Annotated in this window: 17 protein-coding genes; 4 read left to right on the forward strand and 13 right to left on the reverse strand. The window is 49.8% G+C overall.

Annotation, left to right across the window (positions count from 1 at the left end; all coding sequences use genetic code 11):
* The 8 genes from OCU14_RS00590 to OCU14_RS00625 all read right to left on the reverse strand — a co-directional run.
* Positions 1 to 512, reverse strand: a 512-nt coding sequence (locus OCU14_RS00590; protein ID WP_261809311.1) for a helix-turn-helix domain-containing protein, incomplete at its 3' end; no start/stop codon positions are given.
* A gap of 119 nt (positions 513 to 631) precedes the next feature.
* The gene (locus OCU14_RS00595; protein ID WP_261809312.1) at positions 632 to 1270 is read right to left on the reverse strand and encodes a hypothetical protein; all 639 of its coding nucleotides are present in this window, start codon (positions 1268 to 1270) and stop codon (positions 632 to 634) included.
* Between the two features lie 67 nt (positions 1271 to 1337).
* Positions 1338 to 2264 carry an Ig-like domain-containing protein gene (locus tag OCU14_RS00600; RefSeq protein ID WP_261809313.1) on the reverse strand — a complete coding sequence of 309 codons (927 nt, stop codon included), beginning with the start codon at positions 2262 to 2264 and terminating at the stop codon, positions 1338 to 1340.
* Positions 2265 to 2270: 6 nt separating this feature from the next.
* Positions 2271 to 2681, reverse strand: a complete 411-nt coding sequence (locus OCU14_RS00605) for an LPXTG cell wall anchor domain-containing protein (protein WP_261809314.1) — start codon at positions 2679 to 2681, stop codon at positions 2271 to 2273.
* A 21-nt stretch (positions 2682 to 2702) separates the two neighbouring features.
* Positions 2703 to 3767 carry a WxLIP family cell surface protein gene (locus OCU14_RS00610; RefSeq protein ID WP_261809315.1) on the reverse strand — a complete coding sequence of 355 codons (1065 nt, stop codon included), beginning with the start codon at positions 3765 to 3767 and terminating at the stop codon, positions 2703 to 2705.
* Between the two features lie 124 nt (positions 3768 to 3891).
* Positions 3892 to 4644, reverse strand: a complete 753-nt coding sequence (locus OCU14_RS00615) for a WxL domain-containing protein (RefSeq protein WP_261809316.1) — start codon at positions 4642 to 4644, stop codon at positions 3892 to 3894.
* A gap of 658 nt (positions 4645 to 5302) precedes the next feature.
* Positions 5303 to 6832, reverse strand: a complete 1530-nt coding sequence (locus tag OCU14_RS00620) for a hypothetical protein (RefSeq protein WP_261809317.1) — start codon at positions 6830 to 6832, stop codon at positions 5303 to 5305.
* 75 nt (positions 6833 to 6907) lie between these two features.
* Positions 6908 to 9172, reverse strand: coding sequence for an ATP-binding cassette domain-containing protein (locus OCU14_RS00625; protein WP_261809318.1), 2265 nt, complete (start codon positions 9170 to 9172; stop codon positions 6908 to 6910).
* A gap of 187 nt (positions 9173 to 9359) precedes the next feature.
* On the opposite strand from OCU14_RS00625, the gene OCU14_RS00630 reads away from it, so the two are divergent.
* Both OCU14_RS00630 and OCU14_RS00635 read left to right on the forward strand, forming a co-directional pair.
* Complete coding sequence (locus OCU14_RS00630; RefSeq protein WP_261809319.1) at positions 9360 to 9884, forward strand: DUF1440 domain-containing protein; 525 nt, start codon at positions 9360 to 9362, stop codon at positions 9882 to 9884.
* A 582-nt stretch (positions 9885 to 10466) separates the two neighbouring features.
* On the forward strand, positions 10467 to 11795 hold the full coding sequence (locus OCU14_RS00635; RefSeq protein ID WP_261809320.1) for an MFS transporter: 1329 nt from the start codon (positions 10467 to 10469) through the stop codon (positions 11793 to 11795).
* Positions 11796 to 12520: 725 nt separating this feature from the next.
* Here the strand turns inward: OCU14_RS00635 and OCU14_RS00640 are convergent.
* On the reverse strand, positions 12521 to 13063 hold the full coding sequence (locus OCU14_RS00640) for a MarR family winged helix-turn-helix transcriptional regulator (RefSeq protein WP_261809321.1): 543 nt from the start codon (positions 13061 to 13063) through the stop codon (positions 12521 to 12523).
* Positions 13064 to 13313: 250 nt separating this feature from the next.
* Between OCU14_RS00640 and OCU14_RS00645 the strand changes: the two genes are divergently transcribed.
* The gene (locus OCU14_RS00645) at positions 13314 to 13559 is read left to right on the forward strand and encodes a hypothetical protein (RefSeq protein WP_261809322.1); all 246 of its coding nucleotides are present in this window, start codon (positions 13314 to 13316) and stop codon (positions 13557 to 13559) included.
* A gap of 339 nt (positions 13560 to 13898) precedes the next feature.
* Here OCU14_RS00645 and OCU14_RS00650 read toward each other — a convergent pair whose 3' ends face one another.
* On the reverse strand, positions 13899 to 15317 hold the full coding sequence (locus OCU14_RS00650; protein ID WP_261809323.1) for a DUF4097 family beta strand repeat-containing protein: 1419 nt from the start codon (positions 15315 to 15317) through the stop codon (positions 13899 to 13901).
* A gap of 2 nt (positions 15318 to 15319) precedes the next feature.
* Positions 15320 to 15670 carry a PadR family transcriptional regulator gene (locus tag OCU14_RS00655; protein ID WP_261809324.1) on the reverse strand — a complete coding sequence of 117 codons (351 nt, stop codon included), beginning with the start codon at positions 15668 to 15670 and terminating at the stop codon, positions 15320 to 15322.
* A gap of 187 nt (positions 15671 to 15857) precedes the next feature.
* Here OCU14_RS00655 and lepB point away from each other — a divergent pair, with 187 nt between their 5' ends.
* Positions 15858 to 16442 carry a signal peptidase I gene (gene lepB, locus OCU14_RS00660; RefSeq protein ID WP_261809325.1) on the forward strand — a complete coding sequence of 195 codons (585 nt, stop codon included), beginning with the start codon at positions 15858 to 15860 and terminating at the stop codon, positions 16440 to 16442.
* An 854-nt stretch (positions 16443 to 17296) separates the two neighbouring features.
* Here the strand turns inward: lepB and OCU14_RS00665 are convergent.
* Both OCU14_RS00665 and OCU14_RS00670 read right to left on the reverse strand, forming a co-directional pair.
* Positions 17297 to 18991: an oleate hydratase gene (locus OCU14_RS00665; RefSeq protein WP_261809326.1), complete on the reverse strand. Its 1695-nt coding sequence runs from the start codon at positions 18989 to 18991 to the stop codon at positions 17297 to 17299.
* Positions 18992 to 19414: 423 nt separating this feature from the next.
* Positions 19415 to 20131 carry a hypothetical protein gene (locus OCU14_RS00670; protein ID WP_261809327.1) on the reverse strand — a complete coding sequence of 239 codons (717 nt, stop codon included), beginning with the start codon at positions 20129 to 20131 and terminating at the stop codon, positions 19415 to 19417.
* Between the last annotated feature and the right edge of the window lie 493 nt (positions 20132 to 20624).

Below are 20624 nucleotides of genomic sequence, written 5' to 3' on the forward strand. Positions count from 1 at the left end.
TCCTTGGACTTTAAAACCCATGATCGTACCTGCTGGTACGATACTTCAAAGTGTTCAGCTGCCTGAGAGTAGGAATGTTTATCGACAGTGACGTATTCAACGATTGTAATTCGTTCTTCAAAAGTAGTCTTACGACTCATAATGCGGACCTGCTTTCTTGACGGCGTAGCCGTCAGAGCTTTATTGGTCCCATTATACTGAAATTTTTTGATCCAGTCTTGAAGTTGCGTATAACTTCTAAGACCAAAGCGATCCTGAATGTCACGCAAGCTTCCTTCCTTATTCAAGTAAGCTGTTACGGCTTGTAGCTTAAGTTCTGGACTATACCGAGTCCAGTTATTTCGTTCTTCTAAGCCATTGATCCCATCCTGCTTGTAAAATTTTTGCCAACTGGTAAAAGTCTGACCACTAATGTTGAATAAGCCAAGATATGCTAACTTCGGTAAATCAGTTTTTGACAGGCCCTGAATAATATTTAGCTTTTCTGCGGCCGTGAATCTAGTTCTAGGCATAATAAAATCCCCTCAAGGTTGACAGATGAATTATACTTTTTCATCTGTCAACCTCAAGGGGACTATAGCAGGATTGTGCTCGAATAGATTTATTTATTTAACAGATAACCCTACAACATTTAGTTGGCAGGCGCGTCCGTCAGAGACCACGTGATGACCCCGGCATAACCCGTGGCCCCACCCGCAGCATAGATATTCGGATTGGCGTCCAGGTAAACCCCCGCCGGCACGGAACTGCCATTGTAGGACTTACCATCTTGGTTCCAGCTCTTGGCGATGTCCGTCGAGTTGCTGTCACGTTGACCAGAGGCCACAGAGACCTCGTTCCCGCTGTCTAGCTGGCTCTTGGTCCCGTTACCATCCTCGTAGACGATATGCCCACTGAGGGCCCGATTACTGCCATCTGTGGAAGTCATCGGTGTGGCACTAGCCGTAACATACCAGGCCGAGCCCATTTCACGCGTATCCGAGATGTTAATCTGATAGTCACCAGGAGCGTACAGCGTCTGTTGGCCAGGAACAGGCAAGGTTGCGCCATTCCCAAAGACCATATCGGTCATATCGCCGAACTGTAACTTCCCAGCACCACGGGTCACAGAAATTGTGGCTGGCGTGGTTGAGGCGTTACCGTCGCTATCGGAGGCATTCATCGTGACGTCTTGCGTGCCACCAGCAACGGTTGCCTTAAGGCTGTCACCGTCAGTGGTGTCAAAGGCCAAGGTCGATGGCGTGGTGCCATCCGGCTTGGTGGCCGTCATGCCCGTTTGTGAGGCAATCCAGGTCGCAATATCTGACGAAGACTTGCCGGCAATGTGGGCATCCCAATCATCTGGTGAGATGGTTAGGGATGGGGGTGGCCGAGGTGATGGTTAGAGGGACGGTACTGGTGACATTAGCTGTACTAGATTTCGAATCCCCTTCATCATTACTTTCAGTAACTTTCACACTGTCCGTAGCGCCTAAACTCTTCAAACTAGCTCCTAATGGAATCGTATAAGCCCCATCAGAACCAGAACTGGCAGTAGTGGAATAAACTTTACCGTTCAAGGTAACCGAAACGGTCGAACTTGGTTCTGCCGTTCCACTAATACTCGTATCACTAGACGACAGGTTGGAAACCCCGTTGGTATCTGTCCCCGAAGTTGGTGTGATCAGGACATCTTTTAAGGTTGTCGCAGCCAATTTATCCGCCGTGATTTGTCCACCAAAGTACGGGCGAGGATCATCATAAGAATTCTGCATCGTATATCTCAATCCAACATAAAGTGGTAAATCATGCGCCAGATCTGACAGATCGACTGTCATTTCCTGGTAAGTATTCGGTGGCGTAAACTTTTTGCTTGCAGAAGACATCATGTTAACTGGCGAATTCGTCGTCACGGTCCCACCGCCGTCAGTCATGATATCAGCGTACACATTTCCGAAAGTCCCACCGTTTTTTTCGGTCATGTAACTACCATAGAGGACCCAAATTTTAGTGGTCTTGGTAGTTACACGTCCAGTTGCCGAAAGATTGTTGGCTCGAATATCAAGAATCGATGGATAATACCCCAGCGAGGTATAACCATCCTCAATATTAGGAACCGTCGTCCAAGTCGTCTTATTCGGAATATAAACGTTCCCATCCATGGAAACCACAGATGAACCGGCAGGAATGGTAGCAGCAGCTTCTGCCATTCGAATTCCAGTCAACCCCAGGAAAGTCACAGTCAGGAGCAAACCAAGCTGGAGTAAAAGTTTCTTTAGCTTCATCGCAACTTACCCCCTCTCTCTGAGTAAACGGGCTTGACGATAAATCAGCGCTAATAACATCAAAACAATTAACAAGAGAAAACCGACCATAGATACTAACAATGCTTGAACTTCATTCGTTTGTGGCAACTTACCCGCAATCACATCCGCGGCAGCCGATCTAACCAAGACACCCGTGCTGGGTTTAGTCTTTGTCTTGGTAACAGTTGGCTTTTTAGCACTTGGAATCTTAGGATCAACCAGTGCTCCCGAGCTTCCATTATGGACAGTCGGCTTGGCATTGGGATTAGGCGTAAACGTAATCCCGGCCTCCGTTCGCCCAGTATGATACACGTCCAAGGCGAGCGCTGGTGTGCTTGCGCCCAGTCCCAGTACTAGAGTAAGCACCAGGACAACTCTCAAAATTAGCTTTTTCACAACCAACGCCCTCCTTTTTTACTACTTTGCTTTATCCTCATCTTCATCATCCCGACGTCGTCTCCGAATCAAGTAGATAATCAAGAGAATTAATAGAACCAGAATCAACATCGCCAAAGCGCCAAGTGCAATCAGTAACCAAATATTTAAGCCTTGATTGTCGACTGAGTCATGATTCAACTTGTCAGCTTGCGCCTTGGTAATGGTGAAGTCACGATCAAAAATCCAATCACGTTCCGTATTTTTTACTACCATGTGCAAGTGATAATTGCCGGCCTTCAGTGGCTTTTCCCCAAACAACATTGGGTACTTAAACACTGAATTAGGGGCCATTTGCTTATTGGTTTCTTTCATGTGCATGACGGTTTGATTACTATCACGATTGGTAATCGTGGTATTCATCTTAAGGTTAGGAATGATCACTGCCGACGTATTTCGTAGGTTGGCAGTAACTGCTTGGTGCCCGTTACTTAACGTGGCCCCAACCTTACCTAGGGTCATAACCGCAGCCGGTGCGTGACCTAAACTATACTTCATCCCTAAAACGTAGGAATATTCACTCTTGATATTAGTGGCACCCTTAACCTTACCGGTAACCTTAGTATCTAAACGTTTAAAGTACCAGCCACCCAAGATAACGCCCTGCATGGAAGTCTTAGGTACCTTAACATCGGCCGTAACGACCTTAGATTGACCAGCAGGAATCGTCAATGTCTTCTTACCCTGAATCCGACTAATATCGCTCATCTTATAACGCAATGAGGCGTCAAAGTATTTGGCATTGTTGACGTAATCAATAGTTCCGGTTGGATTCGTCCATGCTGTATGAATTGCCGTCTTAACGGTCACATCATCATTAGAGATATTGTTGATCCGAACCTTTAATGTCTCGGTTTGCCCGGATTTCATTTTTAAATCGAAAAAGGAATTTTCCTTGTTAATCTGATTTTTTGGAATAACCGGTGTGATATTATATCCAACATTGTTCTGAGTCCCATCAGCTTGCGCTTGCGCGGGCTTCAGTCCACCAAAAATCAATCCCAACAGCAACAATAATCCCAACTGAACTCTCTTAAAAACCTGCATTGTTACTTACACCCCTGCCTACCAATCTTTTTGTCGTACTATTACTAACCTCATAGTACCACTATATGTAATGAAAAAAGGTGCTCATCTTTTAATCAATGGACACCTTTCCTCGTAATTTTTATTATGCTTCAGGAGTCGAAGCTAATGTCCAGTTTAAATTACCAGAGTAGGTCGTTGAATCACCAGTTACAGTAACGTTTGCTGGAATGTTGCTTAAGGAAATGTTACTTGGATCCAACTGGAAGGCAGTAGAACCAGCACCAGAACCCTTAGCAGCGTTGTAAACATCTACAGCAGAGCCACTACCCAAGACTGGGGCAGCATTTTCTTGGGTGATACCATCTGCACTAACAGAGTTGGTAACAGCTAAACCACTCTTAGCGTTAAAGTTCAAAACGGCACCAGTTAAGTTGTTCGTACCATCTGTGAAGTTGTCAGCACTTAATTGAACCTTCCAACCGGCGTTCGTAGCACGCGTGTCAGAAACTTCGGTAACGAAGTTAGGATTTGCAGTTGTACCAGCAAACGTCGTTGTACTGATGCTACCAGACTTACCATCTGAATTAGTCGCAGCAGTAAATGATTGCTTGTTAGAAGTTGAAGTTTCATGAGTTCCGAAGTCAAGAGTCTTAGTAACGTATAAGAAAGTTAAGTCGCCACTTGGTGTAGTCCCACCATTGTCACCAGGAGTCGTCGAAGGCGTACCTGGATTAGCAGGGTCAACTGGCGTCGTAACAGGTTCTGGCTTTGTAAAGGTTACGGAACCCTTAGTTGTACCTGTAGAACTTGCTGCATCCGCATTGGCAACAACTGGTGCAATGCTTCCTAATAATAATGCACTTGCTAATAAAATACTGCTTACTGTCTTCTTCATAATCTAATGCACTCCTTTTAATCTGCTGTGGATTCCCAAAACACTGTGACACCGAATAGCCTGTGCGGCCAGAAACTAGTCAAGAATCATTAGTGATTCCCATAATTGTTCTGGTCACCCCAGAAACGACAACCTCCCTAGACGGTTGTTACGCTTCTCTAAATATGTAACAAGGTCATTATAGCTCCGATAAGTCAACTTGTAAACAATTATTTGTCTAAAATGTAAAGAAATATTGGACATTTTTTAAAAGACACGCATCCCCGGCATGGCGGTATTTATGGCTATTCTAAGAGACCAATTTTTACACCCTATAAACTGTATTTTATAACCATACAGATAAAGTGTGTGAGCAAATTTTACCGCAATATGGCCTCAATCGTTGACCCCTGTAGGCTTTCGTTTACTCTTTGTTAGTGAAATTTTAAATAAATGATATCGATTTTTCTAAAAATATCATGATTTACAGTATTAATATCATTAATTTGGAACGAATTTGGCAGTCGCTTTTCCCACTAAAACGAGCGATTAATTGCCAAATATATTTAATTTAAAACTTGATAATATTTTTTGTTTTTCTTTATATTGGTGACAAAAAGGGCGACATGGAACATTTAATTCCATACCGCCCTCATTTTAACCGTAATTTTAATTGTACTTATTTCATCAAGTCACGCAGTAAAGCTTGCGTTGCATCCTGTCGCCGTTCTTCACGGTCCCGCTGGCGCAAATAATACTGATGTAACGCCGACAGCGTGATGGCATCATCTGCCGCGGGCAAGGCGTACAACCGGCGATACGCCGTCTGTACGGCCGCAAAGTCTGACTTCCCCGCCGTTAGGTGTCGCAACTGACTGGGTGTCACGTGATTCTTTCTGGCCGGCACCCAGCCTTGTTGCGGTTGGGGCGCCAGTCGTTCCGTGAAAGCCTCCGTCAATTCGGTTGGCCAACTCGTGGGCAATGACTTACCAGCCTCTAGCTCAGCACGAAGTGTCTCACAATCGGTGAATACCTGCGCCGGGACTTGCTGCCCTTCCCAAGGATCACGCAAAAGTTGCAACCGTTCGTGACGTTCTGCCGGTGCTAACTCAAAGCCAATCGCCACATTAAACAGATCGTCAACCCAATCCCGTTGGCGTTGCTTTGCCCGAAAACGCACGCGACGATTCAAATCGGCCACCAGATAACGCGGTACAATCTGTAAACGCGCCGCCGCAATCTTGCCACTGCGGTCGAACTCCGTGGCCATGACCCCTAATTGGTAGGAGTTGACTAACTTCTTCAACGATCGTGGTTGGTCGATCCCAGCTAACTGTGACTTGAACTCGGCTAACGGTAAATGCTGAACAATTAATTCGGCCACCGTCGCCACGTAATCACGGTAGGGTTGTGATGCTCGCAGTTCTTGCACCGCGGCACTTTCCTGCGTCTCGGCAGACTTCCAAGCGGCGGCCGCCGCCTCACGTTCGGCCCGTTGCTTGGCGACTTCATCCTGCTGCACTTGTTGCTGAGCCAACGCCTGCGTCGCTTCCTGATCCAATTCGGTCAGTTGCGTATATTCGGTTAAGTAAGGGGTCAATTCTGCTTGCGGTAACCGACGCTGGCGATGTTTCAGGTAACCATCGACTGTCGTCTGCGTTCCCCGGCGCACCCACCGATGACGACCGTGTTGGGCCTGTGGCAGGTTCGACAGAGCCGTTTGGTCCCACAGAATCTCTGGGACTTGCGGATAGTGTGCCGTCAGATCATCATACTGGGCAACGGCGTGGAAGTTATCCTCAGTGGTGATTGCCATCAGGTACTGCATCTCATCACTCATGAACTTCTTGACGCACTCCGAGCCCACCACGATCTCCTGGCCATCCGTGCGCAACACGACGTGGTATTCGTAGCGCACCGGCTTGTGGCACAACGCACAGTGAGTCCAGTCCGTCCGGTGCTCGCTGGCATTAATCGCATAGGGTAAACGAGCCAATAGCTTCCAGACGCTACTCCCTTGCAGGAGCCACTCCACTCGCTGATCCGTCAACAGATCTCGGGCCGACCGCGTCAGAAAGTCACTGGTCGTTTTGACCGTTGGATGTTCCCGCAATAGCGGCATGACGCGCGTCAGGTCCGGTAGCTGGAGTGCGGGCTGACTGAGCTGGAGAAAGCGATTTTCGGCAGGTGTGAGGAGTGTGGTGGTCATGCGGATCTTCCCTTCGTTTCAAAAATTCAGTTCTCCTAGCATACCATAGTTATCGAAAATGGGGAACGTACGTTTTTAGTTCTCGTTGATCCATTCCCGCAACGCTACCCCAGTTCGTGAGTCGGCCACGGCGACCGAGCCCCGCGGGGTGCCGCTGTACTGGATGTGCCCACCGTAACGACCGGCATCCGGTCCGACGTCAATCAACCAGTCGGCCTGACTAATCACGGCCAGGTTGTGTTCGATGATAATCAAGGAATTTCCGGCCGCCACTAAGGCGTTGAATAATGTCATTAGTCGTGCGGTATCCTTTAAATGCAACCCGGCCGTGGGTTCGTCTAAGAGGTAAACCGTCCCCTGCTTACCGAGTTCGACAGCTAGCTTCAACCGTTGTAATTCCCCACCGGACAGCGTAGTCAAGGGTTGCGCCAGGGTCAAATAACCCAGGCCAACCTTATCCATGTTGGCCAATTGGGCCGCAATCTTGGGCGTAGCCGCGAAGAATGCAGCGGCCGCCGTGACAGACATCTGGAGCACCTCGGCAATCGTCTTATCCTGATAGCGATACTGGAGGGCTTTCTCACTGTAGCGTTTGCCGTGACAGAGTTCGCAAGTCTGCACGACCGGGTCCATGAACGCCATGTTGGTGATCGTGACCCCTTTCCCCTTACACCGCGGGCAGGCCCCCTTGCCGTTATAGCTGAAGAGGCTGGTGCCGACGCGACCATTGGCATCGCTAAAGAGTTTCCGAATCCCGTCCAAAATCCCGAGATAGGTGGCGGAGGTCGATCGGATATTGATGCCGACCGGTGCCTGCGCCAGATCGATGTAGTCACCCGTCAACTTGGCCTTTAAGGCCGTGACCAGTGACGACTTCCCAGAACCGGCGACCCCCGAAATGACGGTCATGACGCCAAGCGGGACGTCCACGTTGACGTCTTGCAAATTATTCTGGGTCACGTGACGTAATTCTAACTGACCGGTTGGCTGGCGTTCCGGGCCCCAATGATGGGCTTGACGCAACCAATCACCCGTCAACGTGTCGGAAGCTAGCAAATCTTGATAGGTCCCCGTAAAGGTAATTTGACCACCACCCTGACCGGCCAGCGGTCCCATTTCGACCACGTAATCGGCAAAGCTGATCATGGCCGGATTGTGCTCGACCACCAGAATGGTATTGCCCTTATCCTTCAACTTGGTGAGGGCCTGGCGAATCAGCTGAATGTCATGCGGATGCAAGCCCACGCTGGGTTCATCTAAGATGTAGACCATATCGACCAACGCACTGGTTAGGTATTTGGCAATCTTAATCCGTTGGGCTTCCCCACCAGACAGGGAGCTGGTACCCCGATCTAAGGTCAGATAACCCAGGCCGATGTCAACCAGCGACTGAATCTTGGTGCTAAGTTCGCGCACAACGTCGGTGGCCAATGGTTCGGTGATGCCCTGCAGGAAACGCAAGACATGGTTGAGATCCATCGCACTGACGTCGGCGATGTTGACGCCGTTGATGTGCACCGTCAGCACCTCTGGCTTCAACCGAGTGCCGTGACAAACGGGACATGGCTTGCGGGTTACGATTTCGGCAATGGCCTCGCGGTGGTGTTCGGCCTCCTTCTTGCCGATAACCGACCGGCGAATCCGCGGCACGACCCCTTCATACAGGGCCGTCCGGGGAAACCCTTCACCGGGATGTGCCAGCTTCTGTTGGGGCACGTGCATCAAGAGATCATATTCTTCAGCGGTGTAATCCTTGATGGGTTTGTCGTCGTCAAAGAGGCCACTGGTGGCGTATCGTCGCCAACGCCAGGTATCGGGACCGAAGCTGACAAAGGTAATCGCCCCTTCGTTCAGTGACTTCTCAGGGTCAATCAGCTTGCTCTCGTCAATGTCGTCCACGTAACCCAACCCTTGGCAGGACGGACACATTCCCTGTGGTAGGTTGAAGGAGAAGCTGTCGGAGTAGCCGATAAATGGCTTCCCAATTCGCGAAAATAACAAACGCATTAACGAATAGATCCCCGTGTAAGTTGCCAGTGTCGAGCGCGCATTCTTCCCCAACCGTTGTTGTGCAATCACAATGGCCACGGGTAGGTGTTCGATATCCTGAACGTGGGGCTGGCCAAATTTTGGTAAGTATTGTTGCGTGAAACTCGGAAAGGTCTCGTTGAGTTCTCGGCGAGAGGCTGCGGCGATCGTGTCGAATACCAGTGACGACTTGCCCGACCCAGACAGCCCGACAAAAACGGTCGTCTGATATTTGGGCACCTTTAAACTCACATGCTTCAGATTGTTTTGCGTGGCATCTTTAATTTCAATGTATCCCTGTTCAAATGGCATCGCTAAACCAAACCCCTCTCACGTCATTTTTCTTCTATACTAACTCTCCCCATACTGGGGCACCTTTTCAGCCTAACACATTCTAAAATTTTCCACCTGCTCGAAAACTCGCAAGCCAATCACGCCGGTTTTCGGTTGTGTACGCTTATACTTTAACGTGTAAGATTTTTAGAAGGAGGAACATCCTATGTCCTTATTGAAAAAGCACCCCTTGAATCTCCCCGCCGCCATCATCGCCGGTGGTGCCGCCGGCATCGTCTCTGGTTTGGTTAAACTCGGTTGGGAAAACATCCTGCCCCCACGGACCGAAGAACGCGACGCCACGAATCCCCCACAGACGCTTTTGGAACAATTCGGGATTCCCGCTAAGATCACACACGCCACTTATACTTATTCCGGTCACAAATTACCTTGGGTGAGCTACATCATCCACTTTGGCTTCTCAACCACCTTTGCTGTGCTCTACCAAATCGTTGGCGAGAAGTTGCCGATTGTGAAGAAGGACGCCGGCACCTGGTTCGGCCTCACCATCTGGATTGCCTTTCACATTGGCTTGATGCCTGCCATGGGGACTGTCCCCGCCGCTAAGGACCAACCCACCGAGGAACACGTCTCCGAAGCCCTCGGCCACATTGCCTGGATGGTTACCAATGACCTGGTCGGCGCGGAAGTCTATCGCCGGTTGGTTCAGGAAAGCAAACGTCGAAAGTAAGTAGTAAGGAATCAAGACCAGCGCTAACGCGTGGCGAAGGCCCCGCCAGCTCGCGGCTGACAGGGCTGGAACGGGGTGGACACGACTTGAAGCCTTTCAAAAACCGAAAGTCTCCCAGCTCGGCCTTTACCTAACCGACGAAAACCACGCCGCTAAGGCAAACGACACACCTGAGCCCTGTCAGCCACAAGCTGGCGCCACACGGTGTGGTGACTGATAAACTTGAATCCTGGCAACGTTAGTGCAAAACGTCCGCTGACACTTGCAGTAATTGAGAACTAACATTAATTGACCGGTAACGCCATCCGCATTGCCATACCAAGCATCTCACATTCAGCCGGTTTAATCACACCACTAATCTAAGTCACAGGTGGTCAGGGGCAGAGTCCCGTGTCGAGGCTGTTAGGTCGGTGGTTTCCCGGCCTTACAGCCTGGGACGTCTTGAAGACCCGGTTCATGGGGCTTCGAGGCGAGGCCGAAGACCGTACTTTGGCTTCGACCGTGCCCCACAGGACGGCGCTCCTGACCACCTGCGACGTTCCATTTAAAACAACTTTGATTCAACCGCTTGGAGGCGATGCAATGAACAAACCTTGGCAAACCAAGTGGCCCGAGCGCCTGAGCTACGGTCTAAGTGACGCGGCAGATAACTTGGTCTTTCAGATGATGACCACCTACCTGCTGTTCTTTTACACCGACGTTTACGGACTGACCGCTAGTGCGGCCGCGATTCTCTTCGTGGTGGCGCGGCTGGCCGACGTCGTCGAGAGTCTCATCATCGGCCTCATGATTGACCGCACCCATTCGAAGTGGGGCAAGAGCCGCCCGTTCTTTCTGTGGTACGCGCTTCCCTATGTCATCTTTGCCATCCTCACCTTCGTGACACCGCCATTTGGCGATAACGGTAAACTCGTCTGGGCCTACGTCACCTATCTGGGACTGGGCTTTCTCTACACGGCGGTCAATCTGCCGATCACGTCGATTCTCCCCACCATGACGGAAAACGATCAGGAACAAACTGTGTTAGGCGTCATTCGCCAGTTCTGCGGGAGTTCCGTTCAAATCATCGTGGCGGTCTTCACCCTGCCACTGGTGGCACTATTCGGCCATGGCAACCAACAACGCGGTTTTCTCTTAACCATCGTGTTGTTCGGCGCCATTTCGCTGGTCCTCATCTGGAACACCTTCATTCATGTCCGCGAACGTTTCACCAATCCCGAGCACGCTCACCAGTCTTGGCGGGCCGTGGGCGGCATGTTGAAGCAGAACAAACCGTGGCTGGTCATCTCCGTAGTCATTCTGTTGTATTGGTTGACCACTGCAATTAAGAATCAGACCACCATTTACTATTTCAAATACATTCAAAATAATGAACAACTGGTTCCGTACGCCAACGCCTTCACCTTTGCGGCTTTAATCGGCGTGCTGTTAATCGTCCGTTTCTCCAATCGTTGGGGCAAGAAGCGCACGATGCTAACGGGCATTCTAGTCGCCGCAATTGGCCAGCTAATCCTCAGTCTGGGCGCTGTCGGCAATCTGTTGCCGGTCATCTTCACTGGCACCCTCATCAACTCCGTGGGAAATGGTCTCATCATTGGCCTCGTCTCTATCATGATCGCCGACACGATTCGTTATGGGATGGCGATGGGCATTCAAGCCGAGGGTATCCTGGCCTCGACCGATGACTTCGGCGTCAACGTCGGTTTGGGCCTGGGCGGTTTAATCACTGCCGGTCTCTTTCACCTGTCTGGCTACGCGGCCAACCACGCCCAGAATGGCGCCACGCAACACATGATCCTCTTGAATTATGCTTGGCTACCGCTGATCCTCTACGTCGTGATGTTCGCGATGCTCCTGCTGTACAACGAACGCGAACTGCAGGCGAAGATTCAACCAGATATTCAAGATTAACCCTCATACTAGTACTAACGAAATTCGGGGCAAATTTTTCGCATGTTTTGGCAAAATAAATTATTAAATACCAGATTAATTCCAAGATTCGGCGACGTGGTGGTTCAGTCGCCTACCGGCCGGCAGATATAGGCTGGAACGGTGCGAACACAACTTGAAGCCTCGAAGTTCACGAGTCTCCAAGCTTGGTTTTCTCCTAAGCCAGTGAGAAGACCACTCCCTGACTAAGGAGAACGACGCGCCTGAGCCTATATCTGCCGACCTCACGGCTAAGACGGTGCACTGCGGCAACACCCATTCGAAAACAGCAAAATTGGCAATAGCTATCTCAAAGAATCAGAAAATCAAAAAGATCGGCAAGTATGACCCGGATAATCAGGTTGTACTTGCCGATATTTTTGACATTATTAGGAATTAGAACAAATCGTCGTGGATACGATCAGACATAGCCGGAGGAGGCCAGGGATGGAGCCGGCCGTGGAGGTAGCGTTAGACCGAGTGACTTTCTCGGCCTTACGCTACGGGCGACTTTGAAGACCCGCGCCCCTGGCGGGGCTTCAAATCGAGCGAGAAGCCCAAGGGGCTGAAGCGTCCCCACAGCAGGCGGAATCCCTGGCAGCCGCAGGCGGCCAATCCTAATCTAACCTCAGCAAAATACAACCAAGAGATCACAAAGAAGGACTATGCCTAATTAGCACAGTCCTCATCTTTATGATTTATCCTAATTAATCCTGAGTCGTGGTGTGACGCGTGCGGCCACGGTTGGAGTTCCGGCGCTTATCATGTAAGCTGTCGAAACCAACGAAGCCTGCCGCAACGGCCCGTTCGTTGGCCCGGTGGAGCACCTTGATAAAGTGTTCCGCTTCATCCTTGCCAAAGAAGCCTAACCAGCGGTGGAACCGTTCGTCCGTCGCCTGAGCCAAGTTCCGTTGAACCCGACTACCCGCAGCCGTCAAAGTAATGTACTTGACCCGGCGGTCATTAGGATCGACCTTCTGCATCACGTAGTTTTCCTTCAACAACACGTTAACTTGACGAGCAATGGCACTCTTCGAAACGCCTTCAAGCTTGGCCAGTTCCACCAACGTCTGCCCGTTCTTACTCCGCGCAACGTTTTCCATCACCATGAAGGCTTCAAAAGTCAAATTATACTTTTGGGTGGGAATCGAAACAAAATCCCCGATGTACTTGAAGATGTGCATGTACAAGTCATCAAATTGTTTCTTTAATTCTGCTTCCGTAACGTTTTCGTTTGTCGTCTCTGTCATTATAAATCCATTACTCCTTCTAGTTCAGCGCGGGGCGCTGCCATTTACCGTCCTAAATTGGATACAGCCTACGGGACTTAATTTTAGCCGATAAAACGCCCGTCGTCACCGGTCAAAAGATTCAAAGTGGATAACCATACTTATATTTTATAGATAAAGTAACTAATCCAGTAATATTATAGTTATGATTGGCAAAATAGAACATATGTTCTATAATAGGATCAATCTCCTGACCAAGGATGTGACATGAATGTTAGACTATACACCACAAAAAATTCGGCTCCTACTCCAAACCGCTTACCAAAAAAATCAGCTCACCACAGTCACTTACCGTGGCGTTACCAAAACGGGAACCGTTGACTTCGTGACTGCCAGCACCGTTTATCTCGGTTTAGCGGCCGGCCGTTCTCGTGAAATTCCCCTGACCCAGATCAGCCAAGTCAAACTACACCAATTACAATCTTGGTGGTATCTTTATGATTCTTCCGCACAGTAACTTCCTCTAGTATCGCCTCTTCTGCCTAAAAAATAAACCCCTTTTTTGTAAATTGTTTGTTTTTTCTTTACAATTCGAAGAAAACGCTGTCTTCTGCATGCCACCTTACTTTGTTTCATGTTGACAAATCAACAAAAGCCGACCAGTTGGTTCTCAAAATGGACCAATTTAGTTGGTGGAACGCCCCAGTTAACGTCCATTTTTTAATAACTATTGGTCAAAACTGATAATGACCATAAAACTTGCATAGTTTGATTCATTCGAGGGGGATCACCTCGTCATTCTTCCACACGCAAATCGGGTCAGGACAATTGTCCTGACCCGATTCTTTATATCTATTTAAATAATCTCTACTGTCCCTTGTTTACTATCCACAGTAACTGTCGCCGCGGGATTCTCCCCGACAGTTCCAATCTTATGGTGCCGGTCATCTAACGTGAAGTGGGCGTCACGAGGTGCTCGTACCGTGCCATCTTCATTGCGCAGGTCGAATTGGTAACTCTGGTCTGCTGGAACTTCTAAGCTCACGTTGCCGTGGCTCTGGACCTTGATATTGCCGGTCACTTCAGCGTTGACGCGACCATTCTTGGCCCGAATGTCGCCATCCCCGCTGAGCCCTTTGACACGGACCCCACCATTGCGGGCGATACACGTCAACTGACCGTCAACGCCATCGACCCGGATGCCACCATTCCGTGAATTCAAATGAATATCACCGGTCTGATCAGTCACCCGGATGGCGCCATTTATAGTGTCAACCGACCCTTTTCCGGTCAGTCGACCCAGCATTACCGCGCCATTGTCGGCCTTAATTTCGTAGATTGTGCTCTTCAGATCGTCAATCTTGATGGCCCCATTGGTCGCGGTGAGATCGAGTCGTTCAACACCGGTATGGAAGATCCGCACCCGACCGTTAGTGGCGTGGGCCGCCAGGAAAATGGCACTCTGGAAGTCACTCATTTCGAGGCTCCCATTACCTGCCTCCACCGTGACGCGTCCCGTCAAAACGGCAGGCAATAGAATTTCTACCCGAATATGCACGGGCCAGAGACGGGGACGTTCGCCCTGTTGAATGGTCAGCATATCCCCGACACGCGTTGCCCGCAGGTGAAAGCGATCGTTGTCGCGGCTCATATACTCATTCACCACGATATTCTCACCGCTGGCCGCGCCGAGTTTAACGGCGGCATCGCGATAGTCAATCGCCACGTTAGCCAGGTCGGTCACCGCAAAGGTCTGGGTGTTGACCAGCTTCAGCGAGGTCACAATCGTCCGTTCCGGCTCCTGGCCGTTGACCGTGACGTGATCCCCGTTGACGTCAATCAGACCGTTAGCGACGGAAACGTGGTCGCCTTCCACCTGAACCAAACTCCCGAGATCCACCTTATCCTTGTCGTTATCCACAAGGACGTGGTCGCCCCAAGTCACTTGATCGTCGGTGATGTGGAGCTTACCAACGTGAACGCTGGACTGAGAACTGTGCTTCGTCTTGGATTCACTTTGCCGATTGTGCCCGGTCGTGCTCTGACGCTCACTGTCTTCGGCCACTTCTTTGAGGAGGCTGTCGAGATCGCCAATCTGGTTAACGGCTTCATCAATTGCCTTGTCCGGCTGCATACCGTCGTTGACGCGTTCTGAGACGGCTTCGGTCAGGTCGCCCACTAATTCTTCCTTGAGTTCCGTCAAAGCTCGCGATGGCGTGTAGTTGCTAAATAACTGGTCCAAACGCGTCCGAATTTCCATTGTAATATCGTCCATAATTAAGCCTCCTCGGTAAGTTTACCGGTAATTAAATCGTCAATAATCGGTTTGGCAAACTGCCAGGCCGCTGTCTTCTCCGCCAGCATGTCGCGTCCCGCCGGCGTGACGTGATAATACTTGCGCCGCGAGCCCTGAGTCTCATCACCCCAGTAGTCCGTCAGGGCACCATTCTTTTCGAGTCGACGAAAGACCGTGTACAGCGTGGCTTCGTTGAGCTCATAGTGCCCGTGACTCAGGGCCTTCACCCGTTTGGCCACCTGGTACCCGTAACTATCCCCCTGTTGGAGAATGTTCAAAATAATCGTATCCGTATGGCCCCGAATGAGATCTTTGGAAATATTCTCAGCCATGCCGCCACTTCCTTCCTTTTGCTTGCATATAATGTATCACATACTACTGTGTGTGTCAAAGTAGTATGTGTCAAAAAAAGTGGAATTTTTTTGTCACGATTGCCTTAACTTTCACTTAAGCCATGTTCCCCGTGAAACCAGCATGGTACACTAAGCACAGCAAATTTATTCAGGGGAGACTTTTTCAATGAAAACCTTTCGCAATATCCTAAGTTGGGTGTTACCCATCGTGGTTGCCCTGGCTGTCGTCTTCGTCGTGCGCACCTACCTGCTGGAAGTCGTCAAGGTTTCAGGTGACTCAATGGAACCGAACTTAGTGAACGGTGAGGCCATGATCGTGACCAAACCGACAACGGTCAAACGACTCAGTGTCATTGTTTTTGACGCCTACGGGGAAGACCCCACCGCGGCCAAGAATACCAACTATGTCAAACGCGTCATCGGCATGCCTGGCGATCAGGTGGCCAGCAAGAATGGCTACATTTACATCAATAATCGTAAGATTAAACAGAGCTTCATCAGCAAGTCCGAACGGGGCATCGGTACCGGAAATTGGACGCTAGGTGGCCTGGCTAAACAACACAACTGGACCTACCAAGGCAACACCGTTCCTAAGGGCCACTACTTCGTCCTTGGTGACCATCGGAGTGTCTCCGAGGATGGCCGGGCCTGGGGTTATGTCGACGCCAAGAAAATCATGGGCGTGGTCAAGGTGCCCTTCTGGGAAGGCAGTTCGGAGCACCGCGCTAATGTGAACAGTCTGGCTAGCTAATGCTGTTTGACTGTGTCGAAAAAGTCCGCCTGCGGCTGACAGGGGTTACGCCTGCTGTGGGGAACGCCTCCAGCCTGAGGGACAGGCTTCCGGCTCGCTTTGAAGCCCCGCCAAGGACGCGGGTCTCCAAAGTCGTCCCATGCTGTAAGACCGGGAAGGCCCTAGCGCCCGGCCTAACACCATCGACACGGCTGGCTCCACCCCTGTCCTCCTCCGGCTATTGTGGTGCTTAATTGCCACAACTGTTCGAGACCAGGACCATTACTTGTCTGCTGGTCAAATTCCATTCACGAATGACCTAATAATCTTCAATTTACAACCAACTAATAAGCCATCAGTTTTTGCATTCTAGCAAGATACTGGCGGCTTTTCGTGTGCACAATTGTGGATACTGGAGCCTTCACAATGTATGACCTTGGACATGACCGCCAGACCCACCTGAAAGGCAAAAAACGTGGCTTCTGCGAAAACTAATCCTACTGGTGCATGCCAACATCTATCTGGCTTGAACGTCACCACCAAGCCGAAGGAGGCCAGGGATGGAGCCGGCCGTGGTGGTAGCGTTAGACCGAGTGACTTTCTCGGCCTTACGCTACGGGCGAATTTGAAGACACGTGGTTTTCGTGGCTTCAAATCGAGCGAGAAGCCCAAGGGGCTGAAGCGTCCCCACAGCAGGCGGAATCCCTGGCAGCCGCAGGCGGCTGTTTTAGCAGATCAAAAAATCCCAAGACCATAGAAATCATGTCTTGGGATTCAATTTCGAAGAGAGTAACCGAGCAAACCTGCCTCGCAGGACAGGTCATCCCCGGAATGTCGCGGCGACCCCTCACTGGAGGCCATTAACGTGACAAGATTTAGCTAAACATACGTCTAGTAGCCTTCAACAAGGTCTTCGGATCCTTGTCGTAACGAGGCGTATCGACCAATTTATCCATTGGAACCCCGGCAAAGTGGAACGCCGCGATTTCACCGGAACGGGTAGCACTCTGTTCCGTAAAGATCATTTGATAAGGCTGTTCAACGAATTCACCGGTAAAGGCTAAGTTGGTTGAGTGCGCTGGAATGACCTCAGGACGGTCGGCCTTAGCCCGGTTGTTGAAGAGGGCTGAAGCGTATGGCATGTAAACTGGAATATTGTTGATGATGCTGTCGAGAATGGCTGGTTCCTTTTCCTTAATGTTGTTAGGACCTGGATCCACCTTGGACAATTGGCCAATCAATTCCTGAGCCATTTCCTTACCTGTCATCTTGATGTACTGCTTGTGGACGAATTCACCCGTCCGACGTGGGTACAGGAAGTAACCCCAGATAACCGATTCATTTGGCTTCTGGCTGGTAAAGTGTGGCTGGTGGTGAACCACGATCGACATGTTAATATCCTTCTGACCTAATGGCGTGATTGGCGTCGTGGACAGGAAGGAGTTCAAGGCATTTCCAGGAACTTGGGTGGTAATCCGGGTAATTTCGTTCAACAGCAAGTGGTTCTTCGTGGTCAACGTGAAGCTGACCCATTCGGAATTCTTACGGTCGGCGAAGAATTTATCAGGAGTCCCCAAGTTGTAGAAGCGTTCCGTGGCTTTCTTCCACAAAGCGGCACTGATCCCGTATTCCATGTTTTCGCGTGCTGGGGTGTTGTAATCTCCCATCGTCGCGGAGTCGGTGATGGACCCGTTAGTAAAGATAACCGCCGTCTCGTCATCAATGTCGACGACTTCTTCGGTGTCATCCTCAACGTTCTTGACGTGGATCCCAGTAACCGTGATCTCGTCTTGCATAGCGCTGTCGGCGAAGTCCCAATCCGTGACAATCCGGTTGGAAATAAATTTAACCCCTTCACCCTTGAGGTAGTTAATCAAAGGCAAGATCATACTTTCAAATTGGTTGTAACGGGTCCGGTTGACCCCAACCAAGTGTTCAATTTGCGTGAATTCATAAATCATTTGGTGCATGTAACGCCGGAGTTCTTGAACGGAACTCTCGATCCGAAAGGCGAACGTGGTTTCCCACATGTACCAGAAGTTGGTTTGGAACATGTGTGGGTCGTCCTTGAAGTATTCGGCGATCGTCACGTTGTCCAACTTGGTTTCTTCGTCATCAGGCATCAGGACTAATTTCGATAACAGTGTCCGGTCCTTGTTGTTCAGACCCAACTTACCACCGTCGATAATGCCCTTGCCACCTTGCAACAACCGCGCCTTATCGTAGGTCTGGTGATGTGAATCGAAGTCGCGCGTATCTTCTGCGGCAGTCATGCCTTCCTCAGTTGCGGAAGGAATTCGGTCCAGTAGGTCCATCAAATCAACGTAGGTCCGGTAGTTCAGCATCCGGCCACCCCGGGCAACGTAACCCGTCTGGTTGTCGAGTGGGTGCTCCTTGTTCCAGTATTCATCACTGAATTCTTCGGTCGTCCCACCATCGTTGGCACCGTGCATATCTGCCCCATAAAAGGTGATATTATCACCGCGCCAATGGCCTTCTTGAATCAGGTAAACCGCCGCGGCCATATTAGATAAACCCGCACCGATCATTACTGCTTTTGTTTTAACCATCAAAAACACCTCCGTAGATTCTTTGTGCCTTTACGACTTCATTATGCTTGCTTTGTCATGCATTGTAAAGCGTTTACATGACGGTTTTATAAAAAACTTCAGATCGTTACGAATCCTTAATACACCGGGGATTGCGACACGTCATGTTCCATTTATAGGGGCCAAATACCGCTTGAATTACCGCTGTGAAAACGGTCGAAACGGTTTACCTTTTAGGATCAAAAAGAGTGTCAAAAAAGGCGATTAGTCAATGAGCATTAACGTCGATAATCGGGCAATCCCGGGCTTGGATTGTTTGATTATCGGGGTTAATCGGAGTTGACTGCCTTTTTTGACACGTTTCGGCCATATAAACTCAACCGCCCCTACAAAAAAAGCCGAGACAACCGTCTCGGCTTTTAGGCTATTGTGTGGAGGTAATGGTTAGTCAGCTGCCATGAACTTGCCGGCGGTCAACTTAGAAGCTAAGACCCAGCCCTTCGTCTTTCCGCTAGTAACGTAGAGGTATTTGACATTCTTCTTCGCATTCTTAATCGTGATCTGTTCAATTGCGTAGAAGGTCTTGCTTTCTGGTAACTTGCCCTTCAATGTCAACGTAACCTTTGACTTATCGGCAGCGAATTTGCCCGTGTAGAAGGCTGGACGAGTGCTCTTGAAGTGGTAAGCGCTCTTCTTAATCTTCTTAGCGCTAACCAAGGTATACGTATTTGCTTTGTGAATCCCATCGGCCGCCATGAACTTACCAGCGACTAACTTGGAAAGGGCAACCCAACCCTTAACCTTGCCGTTAGCCGTCTTGATGTAAACATAGCTGACCTTCTTGCCCTTGGCATTCTTAATCACAATCTTCTTGCTGGCGGTAAAGTTAACGCCAACCTTCACCGTGCCCTTCTTAGCCATCGTCACTTTAGACTTGTCAGCGGCAAAAGCAGCACTATAAAGCGCTGGTTTCCCAGTCTTGACGTTGTAAGCCGCCTTCTTCAAGGCCTTGCTACTCAATAACGTATAGCTGACTTTCTTCACTGCTGGTTTGGCAGCGGCAAATGCAGTCACGGAACTACTTACGGGAGCAATAGCCCCGACCCCTAATGGTAATACCATGGCTGCTGCAGCTGCGATCATTGCAACTTTTTTCATCATAACAATTACCCCCCAATAATTTTGAACTCATCTCTGAATTCACGGGTATCATATCACGCCCCCAAGGGAGACGGAAATAGCGACACTCAAAAAGCACTCAAAACCCTGTTAAATAAGGGATTAGCGGTAAATTAACGGAACTTACTCTTAGAGCCTTATTCATGTCAAATCGAAAAAATCGTGACCGCCAAATTAATAGCGGTCACGATCACTTGTCGTTCTAATGATTTAATGGGTTTTAAGGTTTAGAGCTACTGGAGATCAGGCCTCCGGGCGGTTGCTCAGAGGGCTGGAACGTTGTGGCCACGATTTGAAGCCCAGCGCCCAAACCGCGCAGGTCTTCAAACTCGGGCTTTCACTAGGCTAGGAAAACCACCCAGCTAAGTGAAACGACACGACTGAGCCCTCTGAGCAACCACCCTCCGGCAAAGATCCAGCATTGCCAAAGCGAAGAGTTGCATTGACCAATTGCGAAAACACATTGCCAATTTAC

Source organism: Levilactobacillus humaensis (assembly GCF_024345185.1).
GTDB classification, from domain to species: domain Bacteria; phylum Bacillota; class Bacilli; order Lactobacillales; family Lactobacillaceae; genus Levilactobacillus; species Levilactobacillus humaensis.